Here is an 18,184-nt window from a genome sequence, read left to right on the forward strand (position 1 = left end):
ACTTCCTCCGTCTCAGGCTGCCCGGGCTTCGAAATTGCCCAGGTCTTCGATGATGCGGCGGGTCAGGTCGTCGCGGACCATCTTGGCCGCCACGGCGATCGCATTCTGCACGCCCAGCTCATTGGCCCCGCCGTGGCTCTTCACCACCAGGCCGTTCAAGCCGAGAAACACGGCACCATTATGGTTGTTGGGATCGAGATGGTGGCGCAGCAGCTCGGTTGCCGGCTTGGAAATCAGGAATCCGATCTTCGATCGGGTCGAACTCTGAAAGGCGCGGCGCAGCAGATCCGCCACGAAGCGCGCGGTGCCTTCGGCGGTCTTGAGGGCGATGTTGCCCGAAAAGCCGTCGCAGACGATGACGTCGATATCACCGCGCGAGAGCCGGTCGCCTTCGATGAAGCCCTTGAAGTCGAGCGGCAGATGCGCCGCTCCGCGCAGCTGCGCGGCGGCGTCGCGCACCGTGTCGGTGCCCTTCAGCTCCTCGGTGCCGATGTTGAGCAACGCGACGCGCGGCTGCTCGAGATCGAGCGCCGTGCGGGCATAGGCGGCGCCCATCACCGCGAACTGAACGAGGTTGCGCGTATCGCACTCGGTATTGGCGCCGAGATCGAGCATCACGCAGTCGGTTTCGCCGAGCGTGGGCAGCAACGCGGCGAGCGCCGGGCGATCAATCCCCGGCATGGTACGCAGCGACAGCTTCGCCATCGACATCAACGCGCCGGTATTGCCCGAGGAAACCGCGGCACCCGCGCGCCCCTGCTTCACCAGGTCGATGGCGATTCCCATCGAGGTCGTCTTGGCGCGGCGCAGCGCCTGACTCGGCTTTTCGTCGCCGCCGACGACTTCGGGCGCATGGACGATTTCGGAGGCGGCGCTGAGATTGGGATGGTTTTCCAGTCCCTGACGAATCGCGGTTTCATCTCCGACCAGGAAAAATTCCATGCCCGGAAAGCGGCGTCGCGCATGCGCGACACCGGCAAGCATGACGGCAATGCCCTCATCGCCGCCCATCGCATCGACGGCGATTCGCGAGGCTTTCGTCATGCTGTCATCGCCCCCGTCCGCTCGACTCAATCGTCGATCGAGACGACTTCGCGACCGTTATAATGTCCGCAGGCCGAGCACAGATTGTGCGGGCGCTTCAGCTCGCCGCAATTGGGGCATTCCTGGAATGCCTCGGGCTTCAATGCGTCGTGCGACCGGCGCATGCCGCGCCGCGACGGCGTGGTCTTTCTCTTGGGAACTGCCATCTCGGCACCTTCTTGAAAACACGAAAATTCGGGGTCGCGATACGCCCTAATGAAGGGCCGGACAAGCACCGGTCGGCCCGGCGCCCGCCGGACCGGCATAAGGGCAGGTCACGAAGCGAGCCCGCGCGTATAGCGATTTTGCAGCGCGTTGCAACCCGCCGCACCGCGTGGCAGGCTCGGAAAAAGCCGGGGAGAGGAAGAAATGCAGGCCATCATTCTGCCGGCCACGCTGGCCACGGCCGCCGCCGCGGCGCTGTGCAATTTGTGGCTGGCGATGCGAATCGGCGCACTGCGCAACCGGGAGAAGGTGCTGATCGGCGATGGCGGGCACCCGCTGCTGATCGCGCGCATGCGCGCGCAGGCGAATTTCGTCGAATATACGCCGATTTTCCTGATCCTGATGGCGCTGGTCGAACTCGCCGGCGGAATGACGCTCGCACTCTGGATCATCGGCGCGCTCTATATCGTCGCGCGTATCCTGCACGGCCTTGGCCTCGACAAGCCGACGATCAATGCGCTGCGCGGAATCGGCATAGGGGTGACGCTCCTCACCACGCTCATCCTGGCGGGCTGGGCGGTCAGTCTCGCCTGGGCGGCGATGCCCTGAGCTCAGCGGCCTGCCAGCACCGAATCGGCGACGAAGGGGTTGCTGGCGCGTTCATGCGCGAAATTGCTCACCGGGCCGTGGCCGGGCACGAACACCGTATCGTCGCCGAGCGGCCAGAGCTTGCCGGTGATCGCGTCGATCAGATCCTGGTGATTGCCCATCGGGAAATCGGTGCGCCCGATCGATCCCTGAAACAGCACATCGCCGACGATCGCGAATTGCGACGGCGCATGATGGAACACGACATGGCCCGGCGTGTGGCCGGGGCAGTGATAGACGTCGAGTGTCTGGTTCCCGACCGTGACCTGATCGCCGTCGACCAGCCAGCGATCCGGTTCGAACACCGTGCCGCGGACGCCGAAACGCGCTCCGTCCTCATCGAGTCGCGCGATCCAGAACCGGTCGGCTTCGTGTGGCCCTTCGATCGGCACACCCAGTTCCTTCGCGAATTCGCCCGCCGCCCCGCAATGATCGATATGCCCATGCGTCACGAGGATCTTCTCGATCGTCACGCCGGGCTGTTTCGCGGCGGCGCGCAGCTTGTCGAGATCGCCGCCGGGATCGACGAAGGCGCCCCGCATCGTTTCGGTGCACCAGAGCAGCGAGCAATTCTGCTGGAGCGGCGTAACGGGAACGATCGCGGCGCGGAGCGGTGGATTGGACATGCGCCCGAGATAGGCGGTGCAGCCGGACGCGACAACATCGCATACCCCCACACGGGCTTGCCCCGGGCATCGGGCGGCTGCATGCGCGCATGGCGATGACTCTGCCCGATCCGCCTTTCGTGCTGCTCGACGACGCCCGACCGGGCGGCGCCGGCACGCGGCTGTATCACGAGCTTCGCTCGGTGATCCGCGCCGATACGCCCGGCGAAGTCGCCGGAGCGCTGCAAGGTCTTGCCAGCCTTCAGGACAGCGGCGAGCAGCTCGCCGGATATATCGCCTATGAAGCCGCGTCGGGGATCGAAGCGCATGCAAGAACGCATCGCGGCGGCGCCCCACTGCTCTGGTTCGGACGATTCGACCGCCGCGACTTCGTCGATCCCGACATGCTGCTGCCCGATCCTGCGGGCGCCTGGGCGGGCGCGCCCGAACCGCGCATCGATCGCCAAAGCTATGGCGAACGCTTCGCACGCGTCGCCGAATATATCCGCGCGGGTGACATTTATCAGGCCAATCTGAGCTTTCGCGCCGAATTGCCCTTCGTCGGGCATCCGGCCGCGCTCTATGCACTACTTCGCGCGCGTGCGGGCGCGGGCTATGGCGCCCTGATCGCGACCGGGGAGCGCTGGTTCCTTTCGCTTTCCCCCGAATTGTTCGTCGCGACCGGCGAGAGCGGCTATGTCACGCGTCCGATGAAGGGCACCGCACCACGCGGCGCCACCCCGGGAGAGGACGACGCCATAGCGGCAGCGCTTGCCGCCGACCCCAAGCAGCGTGCGGAAAACCTGATGATTGTCGACCTGATGCGCAACGATCTGTCGCGTGTCGCGGCACCGGGCAGCGTCCGGGTGCCGCAATTGTTTCACGTGGAGCGCTATCCGACGGTCCACCAGATGGTCTCCACCGTCACCGCCAGGCCCGCGAAGGGGAACGGTATCGTCGAGGCGCTGGCGGCGCTGTTTCCGTGCGGATCGATCACCGGCGCGCCCAAATTGCGCGCGATGGAAGTGATCGCCGAGACCGAAAGCGATGCGCGCGGCATCTATACCGGCACGATCGGGGCGATCGACAGCGACGGCAGCGCGGTGTTCAATGTCGCGATCCGCACGCTCACGATAGAGAATGGCGCAAATCGCGCCGTACTTGGGTTAGGGTCGGGGCTGGTCGCCGATTCGTCGGTGGACGCGGAATGGGAGGAATGCCTTGCCAAGGGTGCATTCGTGACGGCGGGGGAAACCAGCTTCGATCTGATCGAAACGATGGCGTTCGATCCGATCGCCGGGATTCCGCTGCTCGAACGCCATCTGGCGCGGATGAAGGCAAGCGCGCTCGAGCTCGGCTTTTCCTTCGATCGCCACACCACGCGCAATGAACTGCAGGCAGCGACCTTTCGCCTGCGCGCGCCTTCGCGTATCCGGCTGGTGCTGGCGCGATCGGGGGCGATTGCGATCGGCATCGCCCCGATGCCCGCCCGGCCCGAAGGCACCGTGCGCACGGCGTTCGCGGCGCTGCCGGTTGCGCGAGACGACTTTCGCCTGCGCCACAAGACCACCCGGCGGGGCTTTTACGATGCCGCGCGCAGACCGGGCATCTTCGAAACGCTGTTCACCGACGCCGATGGCTGGCTGACCGAGGGGAGCATCACTTCGATCTTCGTCGAGCGCGGCGGGCGGCTGATCACGCCGCCTTTGTCGCGCGGACTGCTGCCGGGCGTATTGCGCGACGAGCTGATCGACACGGGCCGCGCGGTCGAGGGCGATCTGCGCCCTGCAGACCTTTCGGGCGGATTTTATATCGGAAATGCGTTGCGTGGATTGATTCCCGCGCTTCCGGTTGCCGATACGATCGCCACTCCGCTATAGCGCGCGCGCTCTTTACAGCCGAAGGCTTCCGACATGCAGACTTCCGCCGCGCTTGGCCGCATCCAGCCCTCCGCCACGCTCGCGATGACGAGCCGCGTTCTCGACCTCAAGCGTCAGGGAATCGACGTCATCGGCCTGGGCGCCGGCGAGCCCGATTTCGACACGCCCGATTTCGTCAAGGACGCCGCAATCGAAGCGATCCGCGCCGGCAAGACCAAATACACCAATGTCGACGGGACTGCCGAGCTCAAGGAAGCGATCGTCGCCAAGTTCAGACGCGACAATGAACTGAGCTACGAAGCCAGTCAGATCAGCGTCAATGTCGGCGGCAAGCACACGCTGTTCAACGCGATGGTCGCCACCATTGATCCGGGCGACGAAGTGATCGTGCCCGCGCCCTATTGGGTCAGCTATCCCGATGTCGTCCAGTTCGCGGGTGGCACGCCCGTTTTCGTCGCGGCCGGGCCGGAACAGAATTACAAGCTCAGCCCCGAACAGCTGGAAGCCGCTATCACGCCGAAGACCAAGTGGCTGATCCTCAATTCGCCGTCGAACCCGACCGGCGCCGCCTATAGCTGGGCCGAGCTGCGCGCGCTCGGCGCGGTGCTTGAACGCCATCCGCATGTCTGGATCTTCGCCGACGACATGTATGAACACATCACCTATGGCGACTTCAAATTCTACACGATCGCTCAGGCCTGCCCGAATCTGCTCGAGCGCACGCTGACGGTGAACGGCTGTTCGAAGGCCTATGCCATGACCGGCTGGCGCATCGGCTTTGCCGGCGGCGCGCAGTGGCTGATCAAGGCGATGGCGAAGCTTCAGTCGCAATCGACCTCGAACCCCTGTTCGATCGCACAGGCAGCGGCGACGGCGGCACTTTCGGGCGATCAGAGCTTCCTGAAGGAGCGCGCTGCTGCTTTCCAGAAGCGCCGCGACCTGGTGGTCGGCATGCTCAACGAGATTGAGGGCATGACCTGTCCGACGCCTGAAGGCGCCTTTTACGTCTATCCCGAATTCGCCGGGCTGATCGGCAAGACGACGCCAAAGGGCCAGACGATCGAGACCGACGAGGCGATGATCGGCTATTTCCTCGACGAGGCGCGCGTCGCGGCAGTGCACGGCGCGGCGTTCGGCCTCTCGCCGGCGATGCGGATCAGCTATGCCACGTCGGACGATGTGCTGCGCGAGGCATGCTCGCGGATTCAGGATGCCTGCGCCGCGTTGAAGTAACAGGCGATCGCTCCCGATGGACCGGGGCCGCAATCTTCGGGTTGCGGCATGCGAATTCCCTCCCGATCTTGTAGCGGTCGGAAGGAGCGACAATGCTGAAGACCAGCCTGCTCGCGGCGGCCGGTGCCGCCGCGCTTTACCTGACCACGAGCGCCGCCGCGGCACCCGAGCGCGCGGTGCCGATTCCCGCGCCGCGAACCGATGTTCCCGCGAGCGGCGGAATGCAGATCGCCGTGCTGGCGGGCGGCTGTTTCTGGGGCATGGAGGCGGTGTTCGAACATGTGCGCGGTGTCCGCGACGTCGTCAGCGGCTATGCCGGGGGCACGCGCGCCAATGCCAATTATGGCGCCGTATCCTCGGAAACCACGCGCCATGCCGAGGCGATCCGTGTCACCTACGACCCGCGTCAGGTGAGCTATGGCACGCTGCTGCGCATCTATTTCTCGGTCGCGCACGATCCCACGCAACTGAATCGCCAGGGGCCCGATCACGGGCGAAGCTATCGTTCTGCGATCTTCCCGCAAAGCGCCCCGCAATGGCGTGTCGCGCGCGCCTATATCGATCAGCTCGACGCGGTAGAGGCGTTCGACCGGCCGATCGTGACACAACTTGAAAGCGGCAGCTTCTTTACCGCCGAAGCGCACCATCAGGATTTCTACCGGCGCAATCCCGATCACCCCTATATCGTCCGCTGGGACAAGCCGAAGGTCGCGGCATTCGAAACAGCCTATCCGCAGCTCGCGCGCTAGATCAGGGCAAGTTCGGACAAGGCCCCGAGCAATTTGGGCGGCAGGTCGGCGATGCCGTTTGCGCCGCCGCCAAGGTCCGCCGGCGCATCGGCATCCTCCAGATAGCGCCAGCCCTGATGCGCGCGCTTGGGCTGCGGCCTGACGTCGATCACCACCGGATCACAGTAGATCGCGGTCTTGCCGGTCGGCAATTCGCCGAAACCGGTGATCGGCGTGCGCGCAACGAGCTGGTGCCGCAAGATCCAAAACAGCGACCCGCCGACGACGTCCTCATGCCGTTTGGGCAGATAGCGCGTCGTCAGCCAGAATTCGCCCGGCCGGTAGCGCGACAGCGCCCGGCGCAGATCCTCGACACTGTCATGGCCGAACGCGACTTTGGTGAGATGAACCGGCACAGTCGCTGATTTGGGCGCAGCCGCCTCAGCCGACAAGGCCGCTCGCGACGGCAAGCCCCAGAAAGGCGAAGAACCCCATCGAATCGGTCACCATCGTGACAAAGACCGAGGATGCGACCGCAGGATCCTGCTTCAGCCGTTCCAGTCCGACCGGCACCAACACCCCCGCAAGCCCCGCGACGAACACGTTCACCACCATCGCCGACGCAATCACCACGCCGAGCGCGACATTTCCGAAGATCAGCGCGGCGCCGACACCGAGCAGCAACGCGATCGTCGCGCCGTTGAGCAACGCCACCGTTACTTCGCGCCGGATCGTCCGCATCGTGTTCGATTGCGTCAGCTGATTGGTGGCGAGCGCGCGCACGGCAATCGCCATCGTCTGCGTGCCGGCATTGCCGCCGATCGACGCGACGATCGGCATCAGGATCGCCAGCGCCACCATCTGCTGGATCGCGGTATCGAAAATCGCAATGATCCCGGAAGCGACCATTGCCGTGAACAGATTGGCGACCAGCCAGCGCACGCGCGCCTTGTAGCTGTCGCGAATCGGCTCGTTGATATCGCCGTCGCCGGCGCCCGAAAGCAGCAACGCGTCCTCGCCCGCTTCCTCGCTGATGATGTGGACCACGTCGTCAACCGTGATCATCCCGACCAGCCGCCCGCTGGCATCGATGACCGCCGCGGAGATCAGCGCATATTTTTGGAAGCGCAGCGCAACTTCCTCCTGGTCCATATCCACCGGGATCAGCGTCTGTTCGCGCTTCATCACGTCGGAAATGCTGACCACGCGCGGGGTACGCAAAATCCACGACAAATGGCAGGTGCCGACCGGATGATGCGCCGGGTCGACCACGAAGATTTCCCAGAAATCGGTGGTCAGGTCGTCCTGCGTGCGCAGATAGTCGATGACGTCGCCGACGGTCCAATATTCGGGTACCGCGATCAGCTCGCGCTGCATCAGGCGCCCGGCCGACTCCTCGGGATAGCTCAGCGCCTCTTCGATCGCGGCGCGGTCATCGGGGTCGAGCGCGCGCAACACCGCGCGCTGCTCTTCCTCGCCCAGATCCTCGATGATCGCGACCGCGTCGTCGGTGTCGAGTTCGGCGGCGATATCGGCAAGCTGGTGCGGCTCGAGCGCGGCGATCAGCTCGTCGCGCACCCAGTCGTTCATTTCCGAAAGCACGTCGCCGTCAATGAAGTCGGCGATCGCAGCGGCGAGCGCGGGGCGCAGCTCGGCCGGCGTCAGCTCGACCAGGTCGGCGATATCGGCCGGGTGCAGCGGCTCGACCTTGCTACGCGCTTCCTCGTCATCGCCCAGCTCGACCGCATCGAGCACCGAACGGACGAATTCGTGCTTCAGCCGATCGTCGTCGTCGAGTTCGCTTTCGGGTGCTTCGTCTTCCGGGGAAAGTTCGGTCTCGCTCATGATCGACCCTCCCTTGGAACGATGGCTACGGCCTTCCGCTCTAACGAGAGCAATCGGCAATGCCAATCGTCCGCGCCGCCCGGTAGCCCGATCTCCCGGTGTATTCGCATTTGCATGGCCGCGAAGGGATGTTAGGGGCGGCTGACATCTGTGTCAGGAGTATTGGTATGGCTGATCCGAAGCATATTGTGATGAAAGTCGACAGCGGGGAGGTCCGCATCAAATTGCGCCCCGATCTCGCGCCCAACCACGTTGCCCGCATCACGACGCTCGCGGATCGCGGTTTTTACGACAATGTCGTTTTTCATCGCGTGATCGACGGGTTCATGGCGCAGGGCGGCGACCCGAGCGGCACGGGCATGGGCGGCTCCGACGAACCGAATCTGAAGCAGGAATTCAGCCGCGAACCGCATGTGCGCGGCGTCTGCTCGATGGCGCGGACGATGGATCCCAACAGCGCCAACAGCCAGTTTTTCATCTGTCTTGACGACGCGACCTTCCTCGACGGGCAATATACCGTCTGGGGCGAAGTCGAAGCGGGCATGGAGCATATCGACGCGCTGCCCAAGGGCGAGCCGCCCGCCAATCCGGGCAAGATCGAATCAATGCGTACCGCCTGAGCGCGACAGCGAGAGCGGGGCCGCGGATCAAATGCGATCGGCGGCCCCGGTCGCGAAGTACCCAAGGCCCGGCTTTATCCCTCCACGGCCCCGAGCGTTGCAATCAACCAGTCGTGGAACATCCGCACCGGACGCTGTGTCAGCGCACGCGGACGGCAAACGAACCAATAGCTGTAGTTGCTCTCCACATCGAGATCGAAGAGGCGGATCAGCCGATCGTCGCGCGCCGCTTCGAAATGCGATTCGAGCATGAAGGCGACCCCTAGCCCCTGCGCGGCGGCCTCGAGCATCAGCGTTCCCGAATCAAAGTAATCGACTGCCGCCGGTTCGATCTCCGGCAGGCCCGCCGCCGAGCGCCACGCGTCGAAACTTTCCGCCATGTCGCGATGCACCAGCGCAGTGACGCCCGCGATATCGCGCGGTTCGCGAATCGCACGCGGCCCCTCAAGCATCGCCCGCGATCCGAGCGCGAACACGCGGTTGCGATCGAGCCGACGCGCATAGAGGTGTGAATCGACTTCGCGGGCGATCACGATCGCCGCATCGAGCGCATCGCCGAGTCGCGTGGTTCCGTGACCCGCCGTATCGACATCGAGATGCAGATCGGGATGACGCTGCTTGAGCTCGGGAAGACGCGGCAGCAATCGCTGCGTCGCGAAGAGCGGCGGCACGCCAAGCCGCAGGCGCAGAAGATCGCGTCCGCTGGTCATCGCTTCGACGGCATCGGTCATGGCATCGAGCGCCGGCGCGATAAGACCGAGCAGTCGTTCGCCCTCCGCGTTAAGCCGAAGCGCCTGGTGACGGCGTTCGAAAAGTGGCCTTCCGATAAAACGTTCGAGCGCCTGGACACGGCGACTCAGCGCCGGGGATGATAACGCTAACTCTTCGGCGGCTGCCTTGATGGAACCGAGTCGGGCCACCTGAACGAAAGCCTCGATTGCGGTAAGAGGGGGGAGTCGTCTCATGAAACCGTTTCTTGTGCACCGCACCATTGCGAGTTTGAGCAGGCTTCGCAGCGATTCCGCGAGGGCTTCCCTGATGCCGGCCTGCTAAAGATGTGAATTACGCGTGCACATTTTGCAACCGGGAAAAATGCTTTTCGCACTTGCACAATTTTTTGCGGCGGTGCACATAGAACCTGCCTTTCAGGCATCCTCTCCTAAACCTTTCACGGCCGGTCCTTCGGGATCGGCCTTTTTTTGTCCGGCCTCCGGCCCTCGTTTCTGTCGCGCAGCTTCCTATGTTGCCTGCTTCGGAGACGAAGCACGAGAGAGGTTATGGCCGACGAAGACGCCCCCACGCGCAAGCTGCAGGTTGCCAACAGCCGCCCGGAAGACAGCGGCCGGGGCCTTGCGCATCTGCCGCGCGCGCTGATGCACGCACTCCATATCGACGAAGGCGATGTCGTCGAAATCGTCGGCAAGCGCAGTACGCCGGCACGCGCCGTCTTTCCCTATCCCGAGGATGAAGGCTTAGAAATCCTCAGGATTGACGGGCTTCAGCGGGCCAATGCCGGTGTCGGCGCGGGGGATCAGGTGGAAGTTCGCAAGGCTGAATCGCGTCCTGCCAGCCGTGTCGTCTTCGCGCCCGCCCAGGCGAATCTGCGGCTGCAGGGATCTGCCCAGGCGCTCCAGCGCACCTTTATCGGCCGCCCCTTCTGTCAGGGCGACACCGTCGCCACCGTCGGTCAGCAGCGCGCGGCCATTCCGCCGACCGTCGCCCAGCATCTGCGCGCGCCCGCCTACGCGCTGCAGGAGGTTCGCCTGCGCGTAATTTCGACGACGCCGCGCGGCATCGTCCATATCGATCCCGAAACCGAGATCGAATTGCGCCCCGATTACGAGGAACCCGAGGAAAGTCGCCGCGCCGACGTCACCTATGACGATATCGGCGGGATGGCCGGGACGATCGATCAGCTGCGCGAAATGGTAGAGCTACCATTGCGCTATCCCGAATTGTTCCAGCGGCTCGGCGTCGATCCGCCCAAGGGCGTGCTGCTTCACGGCCCGCCCGGCACCGGCAAGACGCGGCTGGCGCGCGCTGTCGCCAATGAAAGCGACGCCAATTTTCTGCTGATCAACGGCCCGGAGATCATGGGCTCGGCCTATGGCGAATCGGAAAAGCGGCTGCGCGAAGTGTTCGAGGAAGCGAGCAAGTCGGCGCCGAGCATCGTCTTCATCGACGAAATCGATTCGATCGCGCCCAAGCGCGACCGCGTTTCGGGCGAAGCGGAAAAGCGCCTCGTGGCGCAGCTGCTGACGCTGATGGACGGGCTCGAATCGCGCGCCAATGTCGTGGTGATCGCCGCGACCAACCGTCCCGACGCCGTTGACGAGGCGCTGCGCCGGCCCGGCCGGTTCGATCGCGAGATCGTCGTCGGTGTGCCCGACGAGCGCGGCCGCCGCGAAATCCTCGGCATCCATACGCGGGGCATGCCGCTCGACGAGGATGTCGACCTGGGCGAGCTGGCACGCACCACCTATGGCTTTGTCGGCGCCGATATCGCCGCGCTGACGCGCGAGGCGGCAATTGATGCCGTCCGCCGCATCATGCCCAAGCTCAACCTCGCCGACGGGACGATTCCGTCCGAAGTACTTGAATCGCTTTCGGTGCAGCGCTCGGATTTCCTCGAAGCGCTCAAGCGCATCCAGCCTTCGGCGATGCGCGAGGTCATGGTGCAGGCGCCACAGGTCCGATGGGAAGATGTCGGCGGGCTCGATGCTGCGCAGATGCGCCTCAAGGAAGGCGTCGAACTGCCGCTCAAGGACCCCGGCGCATTTCGCCGGCTCGGCATCCGTCCGGCCAAGGGCTTTCTGCTCTATGGCCCACCGGGAACGGGCAAGACCCTGCTCGCCAAGGCAGTCGCACGCGAGGCCGAGGCGAATTTCATCGCCACCAAATCGAGCGACCTGCTCTCCAAATGGTATGGCGAAAGCGAACAGCAGATCGCCCGCCTGTTCGCACGTGCGCGTCAGGTGAGTCCCTGCGTCATCTTCATCGACGAGCTTGATTCGCTGGTTCCCGCGCGCGGCGGAGGGCTCGGCGAACCGCAGGCAACCGAGCGGGTCGTCAACACCATCCTCGCCGAGCTCGACGGGCTGGAGGAACTCCAGTCGGTAATCGTCATCGGCGCGACCAACCGGCCCAATCTGATCGATCCTGCGCTGCTGCGCCCGGGCCGGTTCGACGAGCTCATCTATGTCGGCGTACCCAACAGCGACGGTCGCCGTCGCATCCTCGCGATCCAGACCGACAAGATGCCGCTTGCCGACGATGTCGATCTCGATGCGCTCGCGGAGCGGACCGACCGCTATACCGGTGCCGATCTGGAGGATCTGGTCCGCCGCGCCGGTCTGATCGCGCTGCGTGCCTCGCTTGATGCAAACGTCGTGACAATGGCCAATTTCGAAGAGGCGCTCACCGATTCACGTGCTAGCGTCACGCCCGAAATGGAGCGCGAATATGAAGCGATGGCGTCGAAGCTGAAGCAGGAAGCGGTGTCGATGCAGCCGATCGGCTTCATTGCTCCCGGGATGCTTCAGCCTCGCGATGCGGACGGGAAAGATTAAACCAGCCATAGGCCAGCAACACCAGCAGCGCGGCTGCCGCCGCCAGATAGGGCAGCGGCCGCGCCAGCTGGTACATCAGGATGCCGATGGTCGGGCCGAGCACATAGGCGGCACCGTTGACCGACGTTACCTTGCCGGCGACCGATCCCTGCACTTCCGGGCCAACCGCGAGGGACGCGCCGGCGGTAAAACCCGGTCGGGCAAAGCCGAAGCCGAGCGAAGCGAGCGCGAATCCGGTCGCGATGCCGTACAGCGACGTCGCCAGCCCGGTAGCGACACATCCTGCGGCACCCAGCAGCGCGCCGAGCAAAACCATTGCCCGCGGCCGAAGATTGAAAATCGGAATCAGTCCCCATTGCGCCAGCAGCGCCGATCCCGCGCCGGTCATCAGCACCAGGCCGGTCGGCGGCAATGCTTCGAGCGGCGGCAGCCCGAGCCGGTCGATCACCAGAAAACCGATCGTCTGTCCGGCAATCGCCTGGGCATGACCGATCGCGAGTCCGGCGACGATCCAGCCGCGAATACGGGCGTCGAAATAGCCCACGGGCCCCACGCGCTCGGTCGTTGCCGCAGTAACGCTCGCGCCCGACAGCTGTCCGCCGATCGAGGGATAGCTGGTCGCCGCTCCGTGCCCGCGCCCCTCGCTTTCGGGCGCGAGCCAGCGCGCCACAGCGAGCCAGACAAGCAATCCGAAGCCGCTGAACAACAATGCCGGCCCCGCCAACCCGACGCGCGGACCGTCGCTCCACAGCGCGCCGAGCACGAGATAGGGCGCGATCGCCGGCCCCAATATCGTACCGAGCCCGAACGCCGAAGCGAGCAGCGAAAGCGCCCGGGTTCGCTCCTCGGACGGCGTTCGCAGCGCCACCAGTGCCTGTACCGCCGGCGGCGCCGCCGATCCGCCGCCGCCATAGACGATACGCCCCGCAGTGAATGCCAGAAAGGTGGCCACCGGCCCGATCCAGGCATTGATCCCGGCGATCAGCGCCATCCCGCACAGGAACAAGGATAGCGTGAAGGCCGCCAGCCCGAGCAGCACCATCGCCTTGCGCCCGCGCCGATCGGAACGATTGGCCCAGATCGGCGCCGCGATCACCCAGAGCAGCGCAGAGATCGAAAACACCGCGGCTACGGCACTATCGACCACGCCGAGCAGACGTCCGAGCGCGGGCAGCACCGACTGCAAGGCGGTGTTCCCCGACGCGATGGTTAGCATCACGAGGAAAAGCAGCATGAAGTCGCGGTCGGGCGGAGGTGCTTTCCGGGCAATCATCGCATTGACTTATCCTGCTTTTCGCCCGCGCCAAGGGATTTCGCCCTCCAGCCCTCCAAGGCACACATCCGAATCGTCGCGCATTCGATCGATGCGTAATTGACGCGGCGCCAAGAGAGTTTCACATCCGGTTGTCATGGAGCACATGAATCTCTCCGAAGCCGAATGGCGCAGGAAACTTTCGCCCGATCAGTTCCACGTGCTGCGCGAGGCAGGCACCGAAGCACCATTTTCCGGGCGATACGACAATAACAAGGCCGATGGCGTCTATCGCTGCGCCGGCTGCGCCAATCCCTTGTTCGACAGTGTCGATAAATTCGATTCGGGATCGGGCTGGCCGAGCTTCACGCAACCGGTCGTCGCTGCGAACGTGACCGAGCACCATGACGAAAGCCACGGCATGCGGCGCACCGAAGTGCGCTGTGCGCGTTGCGATGGCCATCTCGGCCACGTCTTTCCCGATGGCCCGCCGCCCACCGGGCTGCGCTACTGCATCAATTCGGTGTCGCTTGATTTTCGTTCACGCGGCGGCAACGATAAAGCTGCTACCGGAAACGCATCGGAAGCTTCCTAGGGCGGGCATGCATTGGGAAATGGGCGCAAGCGGCGCGTGAGCAGTTTTCAGAAGACCGCCGGTAATCTCTGGCACGGCTTTCTTGGCTGGCCGTGGAAACGCATCCTGTTGTGGACGCTGGGCGGGGGTGCCGCGCTGGCGCTGCTCGGCTTTATTGCGCTGCTGATCGCGGTCTATTCGACCAAATCCTCGCTCCCCAGCTTCGACGAACTCAAATCCTCGCCCAACGGGCAGATGATCCGCGTCCATGCCGCCGACGGCACCGTTCTGGTGTCGCTCGGACCCAGCTACGGCCAGTGGATATCCTATGATGACATTCCCGAAGTGATGCGCGACGCGATGGTCGCGGTGGAGGATCGCCGCTTCCGCTCGCATCCCGGGGTCGATCCGGTAGCGATCGCGCGCATCCTGCGCTTCGCGATGACGCGTGAGGAAGGGCAACGGCTCCAGGGCGGATCGACAATCACTCAGCAGGTGGCGCGCACCATCTTCCTGTCGAACAAGTACGACATGGGCCGCAAGATCCGCGAAATGATCCTGGCGCTCGCGATGGAGCGCAAGTTCAGCAAGGACCAGATTCTCGAGCTCTATCTGAACAAGGTCTATTTCGGTGGCGGCGCCTATGGCATCGATGCCGCCAGCCGCAAATTCTTCGGCCATCCGGGTACCGAATTGTCGCTTGCCGAATCGGCAGTGGTCGCGGGGCTGGTGAAAGCGCCCTCGCGCTATGCCCCCACCGCCGATGCACAGGCCGCGATCGACCGCGCGAGTACGGTGCTCAAGCTGATGGTCGAAACCGGCACGATCAGCGCGCAACAGGCCGCAGCGGCCGATCCCGACACAATCGAGATCGAACGCGATCCCAATCAGAACAGCGTACGCTATTTCACCGACTGGGCGCTGCCGCAGCTCGAAGTTCTGATCGACGAGACCGAAGCGCCGCTTGAGGTCTGGACGACGCTCGACGTCGGCATGCAGCGCGCCGCCGACGAGGCGATCCGCGTCAATGCGCCCAAGGGGGCGCAGGGGGCGCTGGTCGCGCTCGATCGCGACGGCGCGGTGCGGGCGCTGGTGGGCGGGCGCGACTATGTCTCGTCCATCTACAACCGCGCGACACAGGCCGAGCGCCAGCCGGGTTCGGCGTTCAAACTGTTCGTCTATCTTGCTGCGCTCGAAGCCGGCCATCGGCCCGACGACATCGTCGTCGACGAGCCGGTCGAGATCCGCGGCTGGAGCCCACGCAACAGTTCGGGCCGCTTCTCCGGGGAAATGACGCTGCGCGCGGCATTCGCCTATTCGGTGAACACCATCGCAGCGAAGCTGGGCCAGGAAGTCGGCTTCGGCACCGTCGCCGACATGGCCCGACGCTTCGGCATCACTACCAAGGTGAACACGCATCCCGCGATGGTGCTCGGCAGTTCGAACGTCCGGCTGATCGACATGACTCGCGCCTTCGCTTCGGTCAGCCAGCAGGGCGTGTCGGTAACGCCCTATGCGATCACACGCGTGACCGCGAACGGCGAGACGATCTACAGCCATCAGGTCGATCGCAGCCATGTGCTGGTCGCGCCCTATGTCGCGGCGGAAATGACCGACCTGCTGCAATCCGCCGTCGCCACCGGCACCGGCCGCGCGGCGCAGATCGGCCGACCCGTCGCGGGCAAGACCGGCACCACCACGTCGAACAAGGATGGCTGGTTCCTTGGCTTTTCCAGCGGGATCACGACCGGCGTGTGGATGGGCCGCGACGATGCCGGGCGCGTCCCGGGTCTGGCGGGCGGGCGGGCGCCGGCACAGGCATTCGCTTCGTTCATGCGCCGAGCGGTGGCGCGTCGTCCGGTCGAACAGTTCGATACCGAAGTCACGCTTCCCGAATGGCAGCTCGAGCCCGATGAACGCAGCTGGTATTACGGCCCCGACAATGGCGTCTTCGTCGACGAGGACGGCAATCCGATCGATCCGGGCGACCCTTATTATGACGAACGCGGAGGCGATCGTACTGGCGAAGAAGAGCTCGACCAGAGCTGGATCGACCGCATGATCGGCCGCGATCGCGAAGATCCGCAACCGACGCCAACGCCCGCTCCGCCACCGCCCCCGCGACAGCCCGCCGATCGCAATCCGCAACCGCGCTCGGAGGATGGGGCACCGCGCAACGGCATTCCGCCGGCAACGTCGATCCTGCCGCCGGGCTATCGCGCGCAACCCCAGCCGACGGCGACGCCCGCGGCACCCTGATTCAGGCGCCGCCTATCCAGTGCAGAGCGGCACCATTGGCACGCAGCCATTGCCGGGCAGGTGCGGGATCGGCGCCGTACAGCGCTTTCACCAGCCGGTGAAAGTCAGGCCCGTGGTTCATGTGGACGCGGTGCGCGACTTCATGCGCGACAGTGGCGCGGCGAACCGAATCCGGCGCGAGAATCAGCCGCCAGCTATAGCGAATCGTGCCGCGCGACGAACAGCTTCCCCAACGTGAACGCGGGTCCCCGACCGAGACCCGTTCGATCGCGACATTCGCACGTTCCGCAACTTCCAGCGTTTCTTCGCGCAACATCGACAACGCCTGTGCGCGCAACCAGCGCTCCACACGTCCCGCCAGCGTTTCTTCCGGGCCGCCGCAGACCAGCATATCGCCAGCGATCACCGGGGTACGCGACCGGGTTCGCGACCAGGCGATGGTGAGCATTTCACCGCGAAAGGGAAAGCGCGCGCCGGGACCCAACAGGATGCGTTCGGGTAGCCTTGCCCGTTGACGATCGATCCAGCCGCGCTGGCTTTCGGCCCAGGCGAGCCCGGCCTTGAGTGAGGCGCGTTTCGGCAAGGTAAGCCGTATCCGGCCCGTCGCGGGGTGTACGGCGAGCCGCATGTGGCGGGCGCGTGCGTTGCGCACAACGTCCAGCGATTCGATCACAGATCGCGATCCAGCAAATGATGCTCGAAATCACCTGCATCGTCTTCGGAAACCGTCCAGCCGCGAGTCGATTCGCCTGCCCGATGGACGGCCTCGCGGTCGCCGCAGACCAGATAGTGCCAGTCGGGAAGCGGCTTGCCCTCCGCGCGCAACCGATAGGCGCAGGTCCGCGGAAGCCAGGGCAGCGACCGCACCGATCCGGGCGTCAGCCGCACGCATTCGCTGACATAAGCGCGGCGATGGCGGTAGTCGCGACACTGCCCCCGATCGCCGTCAAGCAGGCGACAGGCGATGTTGGTCGCCACCACTTCGCCGCTATCCTCGTCCTCGAGCTTGTGCAGGCAGCATTTGCCGCAGCCGTCGCACAATGCTTCCCATTGTGCGCGGTCGAGCTTCTCAAGCGGAGTATCGCCTTCCCAGAACCGGTCGGTCACTGAACCCATTTCACCAGCGTTTCGGCAACCGCCTGCGGCGATTCGTCGGCCGGAACGAGCGCGATCGGCTGGTTTTCCGGGCCCATCAGATAGGTCGCGCGCGAATGGTTCATCAGGTAGTTCTCGTTGCCGGTTTCCTGTTTCTGATACCAGACAGCGTATTTTTCAGTGACATCGGCGATCTGTTCCGGCGTGCCGGTCAGCCCGACGATGCGGTCGTCAAAGGCCGTAACGAACTGGCTGACCGCCGCGACATCATCGCGTGCCGGATCGACGGTGATGAAGATCGGAACGATCCTGTCGCTAAGGCGCGGATGCTCCTTGTCGAGCAGCTTCAGTCCGGCCGCGATATTCTGCATGTCGAGCGGACACACATCCGGGCAATGCGTATAGCCAAAATAGATAATGCGGTATTTGCCCGCGAAGTCGCTTTCCTGCACCGTCTCGCCATCCTGGTTCTGCAGCGTGAACGATCCGCCGATCGAAGCACCGGCGAGCGGAGCATCGGCGCCGTTCCCGCAGGCAGAGAGGGAAGCGGTCAGCACCGCTGCGAAGAACAGGAAAAACAGGCGGTTCATGGCGCGGCCAGACATGATCTGATAGATTGCCCGATGCA

At 64.7% G+C, this 18,184-nt stretch carries 18 protein-coding genes; 8 read left to right on the forward strand and 10 right to left on the reverse strand.

The window, feature by feature from the left end; translation table 11 throughout:
• Positions 1-12: 12 nt before the first annotated feature.
• Together plsX and rpmF are read right to left on the reverse strand one after the other, a co-directional pair.
• A complete protein-coding gene (gene plsX, locus G5C33_RS01030; protein ID WP_165325512.1) occupies positions 13-1,044 on the reverse strand; it encodes a phosphate acyltransferase PlsX in 1,032 nt (343 codons plus the stop codon).
• 26 nt (positions 1,045-1,070) lie between these two features.
• Positions 1,071-1,250: a 50S ribosomal protein L32 gene (gene rpmF, locus G5C33_RS01035; protein ID WP_165325513.1), complete on the reverse strand. Its 180-nt coding sequence runs from the start codon at positions 1,248-1,250 to the stop codon at positions 1,071-1,073.
• Positions 1,251-1,452: 202 nt separating this feature from the next.
• Between rpmF and G5C33_RS01040 the strand changes: the two genes are divergently transcribed.
• Positions 1,453-1,857, forward strand: a complete 405-nt coding sequence (locus G5C33_RS01040; protein ID WP_165325514.1) for an MAPEG family protein — start codon at positions 1,453-1,455, stop codon at positions 1,855-1,857.
• Between the two features lie 2 nt (positions 1,858-1,859).
• Here G5C33_RS01040 and G5C33_RS01045 read toward each other — a convergent pair whose 3' ends face one another.
• Positions 1,860-2,522 carry an MBL fold metallo-hydrolase gene (locus G5C33_RS01045; RefSeq protein ID WP_165325515.1) on the reverse strand — a complete coding sequence of 221 codons (663 nt, stop codon included), beginning with the start codon at positions 2,520-2,522 and terminating at the stop codon, positions 1,860-1,862.
• Between the two features lie 89 nt (positions 2,523-2,611).
• On the opposite strand from G5C33_RS01045, the gene pabB reads away from it, so the two are divergent.
• The 3 genes from pabB (at position 2,612) to msrA (ending at position 6,363) form a co-directional block, all read left to right on the forward strand.
• Positions 2,612-4,381, forward strand: a complete 1,770-nt coding sequence (gene pabB, locus G5C33_RS01050; RefSeq protein WP_407698057.1) for an aminodeoxychorismate synthase component I — start codon at positions 2,612-2,614, stop codon at positions 4,379-4,381.
• A gap of 33 nt (positions 4,382-4,414) precedes the next feature.
• Positions 4,415-5,614, forward strand: coding sequence for a pyridoxal phosphate-dependent aminotransferase (locus tag G5C33_RS01055; RefSeq protein ID WP_165325516.1), 1,200 nt, complete (start codon positions 4,415-4,417; stop codon positions 5,612-5,614).
• Positions 5,615-5,706: 92 nt separating this feature from the next.
• Positions 5,707-6,363 (forward strand): peptide-methionine (S)-S-oxide reductase MsrA, encoded by a 657-nt coding sequence (gene msrA, locus G5C33_RS01060; protein ID WP_165325517.1) that lies wholly within the window; start codon positions 5,707-5,709, stop codon positions 6,361-6,363.
• On the opposite strand, the gene G5C33_RS01065 is transcribed toward msrA, so the two are convergent.
• Positions 6,360-6,758, reverse strand: coding sequence for a DUF1489 family protein (locus G5C33_RS01065; RefSeq protein WP_165325518.1), 399 nt, complete (start codon positions 6,756-6,758; stop codon positions 6,360-6,362). The two genes, msrA and G5C33_RS01065, sit on opposite strands and share 4 nt — an antisense overlap.
• A 25-nt stretch (positions 6,759-6,783) precedes the next feature.
• Positions 6,784-8,187 carry a magnesium transporter gene (gene mgtE / locus G5C33_RS01070; RefSeq protein WP_165325519.1) on the reverse strand — a complete coding sequence of 468 codons (1,404 nt, stop codon included), beginning with the start codon at positions 8,185-8,187 and terminating at the stop codon, positions 6,784-6,786.
• 167 nt (positions 8,188-8,354) lie between these two features.
• Here mgtE and G5C33_RS01075 point away from each other — a divergent pair, with 167 nt between their 5' ends.
• Positions 8,355-8,807: a peptidylprolyl isomerase gene (locus G5C33_RS01075; protein ID WP_165325520.1), complete on the forward strand. Its 453-nt coding sequence runs from the start codon at positions 8,355-8,357 to the stop codon at positions 8,805-8,807.
• A 74-nt stretch (positions 8,808-8,881) separates the two neighbouring features.
• Here G5C33_RS01075 and G5C33_RS01080 read toward each other — a convergent pair whose 3' ends face one another.
• On the reverse strand, positions 8,882-9,772 hold the full coding sequence (locus G5C33_RS01080) for a LysR substrate-binding domain-containing protein (RefSeq protein WP_165325521.1): 891 nt from the start codon (positions 9,770-9,772) through the stop codon (positions 8,882-8,884).
• 312 nt (positions 9,773-10,084) lie between these two features.
• Here G5C33_RS01080 and G5C33_RS01085 point away from each other — a divergent pair, with 312 nt between their 5' ends.
• A complete protein-coding gene (locus G5C33_RS01085; RefSeq protein ID WP_165325522.1) occupies positions 10,085-12,376 on the forward strand; it encodes a CDC48 family AAA ATPase in 2,292 nt (763 codons plus the stop codon).
• Here the strand turns inward: G5C33_RS01085 and G5C33_RS01090 are convergent.
• On the reverse strand, positions 12,327-13,610 hold the full coding sequence (locus G5C33_RS01090) for an MFS transporter (RefSeq protein WP_228275150.1): 1,284 nt from the start codon (positions 13,608-13,610) through the stop codon (positions 12,327-12,329). The genes G5C33_RS01085 and G5C33_RS01090 overlap by 50 nt on opposite strands.
• Before the next feature lie 175 nt (positions 13,611-13,785).
• Here G5C33_RS01090 and msrB point away from each other — a divergent pair, with 175 nt between their 5' ends.
• Positions 13,786-14,223 (forward strand): peptide-methionine (R)-S-oxide reductase MsrB, encoded by a 438-nt coding sequence (gene msrB, locus G5C33_RS01095; RefSeq protein ID WP_165325524.1) that lies wholly within the window; start codon positions 13,786-13,788, stop codon positions 14,221-14,223.
• Positions 14,224-14,259: 36 nt separating this feature from the next.
• A complete protein-coding gene (locus G5C33_RS01100) occupies positions 14,260-16,461 on the forward strand; it encodes a transglycosylase domain-containing protein (protein ID WP_407698058.1) in 2,202 nt (733 codons plus the stop codon).
• A 1-nt stretch (position 16,462) separates the two neighbouring features.
• Here the strand turns inward: G5C33_RS01100 and G5C33_RS01105 are convergent, their stop codons facing one another.
• The 3 genes from G5C33_RS01105 to G5C33_RS01115 are packed head-to-tail and all read right to left on the reverse strand — an operon-like array spanning position 16,463 to position 18,146.
• The gene (locus G5C33_RS01105) at positions 16,463-17,134 is read right to left on the reverse strand and encodes a M48 family metallopeptidase (protein ID WP_165325525.1); all 672 of its coding nucleotides are present in this window, start codon (positions 17,132-17,134) and stop codon (positions 16,463-16,465) included.
• On the reverse strand, positions 17,131-17,577 hold the full coding sequence (locus G5C33_RS01110; RefSeq protein ID WP_165325526.1) for a YcgN family cysteine cluster protein: 447 nt from the start codon (positions 17,575-17,577) through the stop codon (positions 17,131-17,133). Before G5C33_RS01110 ends, G5C33_RS01105 begins: the two co-directional genes overlap by 4 nt.
• Positions 17,565-18,146 (reverse strand): SCO family protein, encoded by a 582-nt coding sequence (locus tag G5C33_RS01115; RefSeq protein ID WP_228275151.1) that lies wholly within the window; start codon positions 18,144-18,146, stop codon positions 17,565-17,567. Before G5C33_RS01115 ends, G5C33_RS01110 begins: the two co-directional genes overlap by 13 nt.
• Between the last annotated feature and the right edge of the window lie 38 nt (positions 18,147-18,184).

Origin of the sequence: Sphingosinithalassobacter tenebrarum (genome assembly GCF_011057975.1) — a bacterium.
Classification (GTDB): domain Bacteria; phylum Pseudomonadota; class Alphaproteobacteria; order Sphingomonadales; family Sphingomonadaceae; genus Sphingomonas; species Sphingomonas tenebrarum.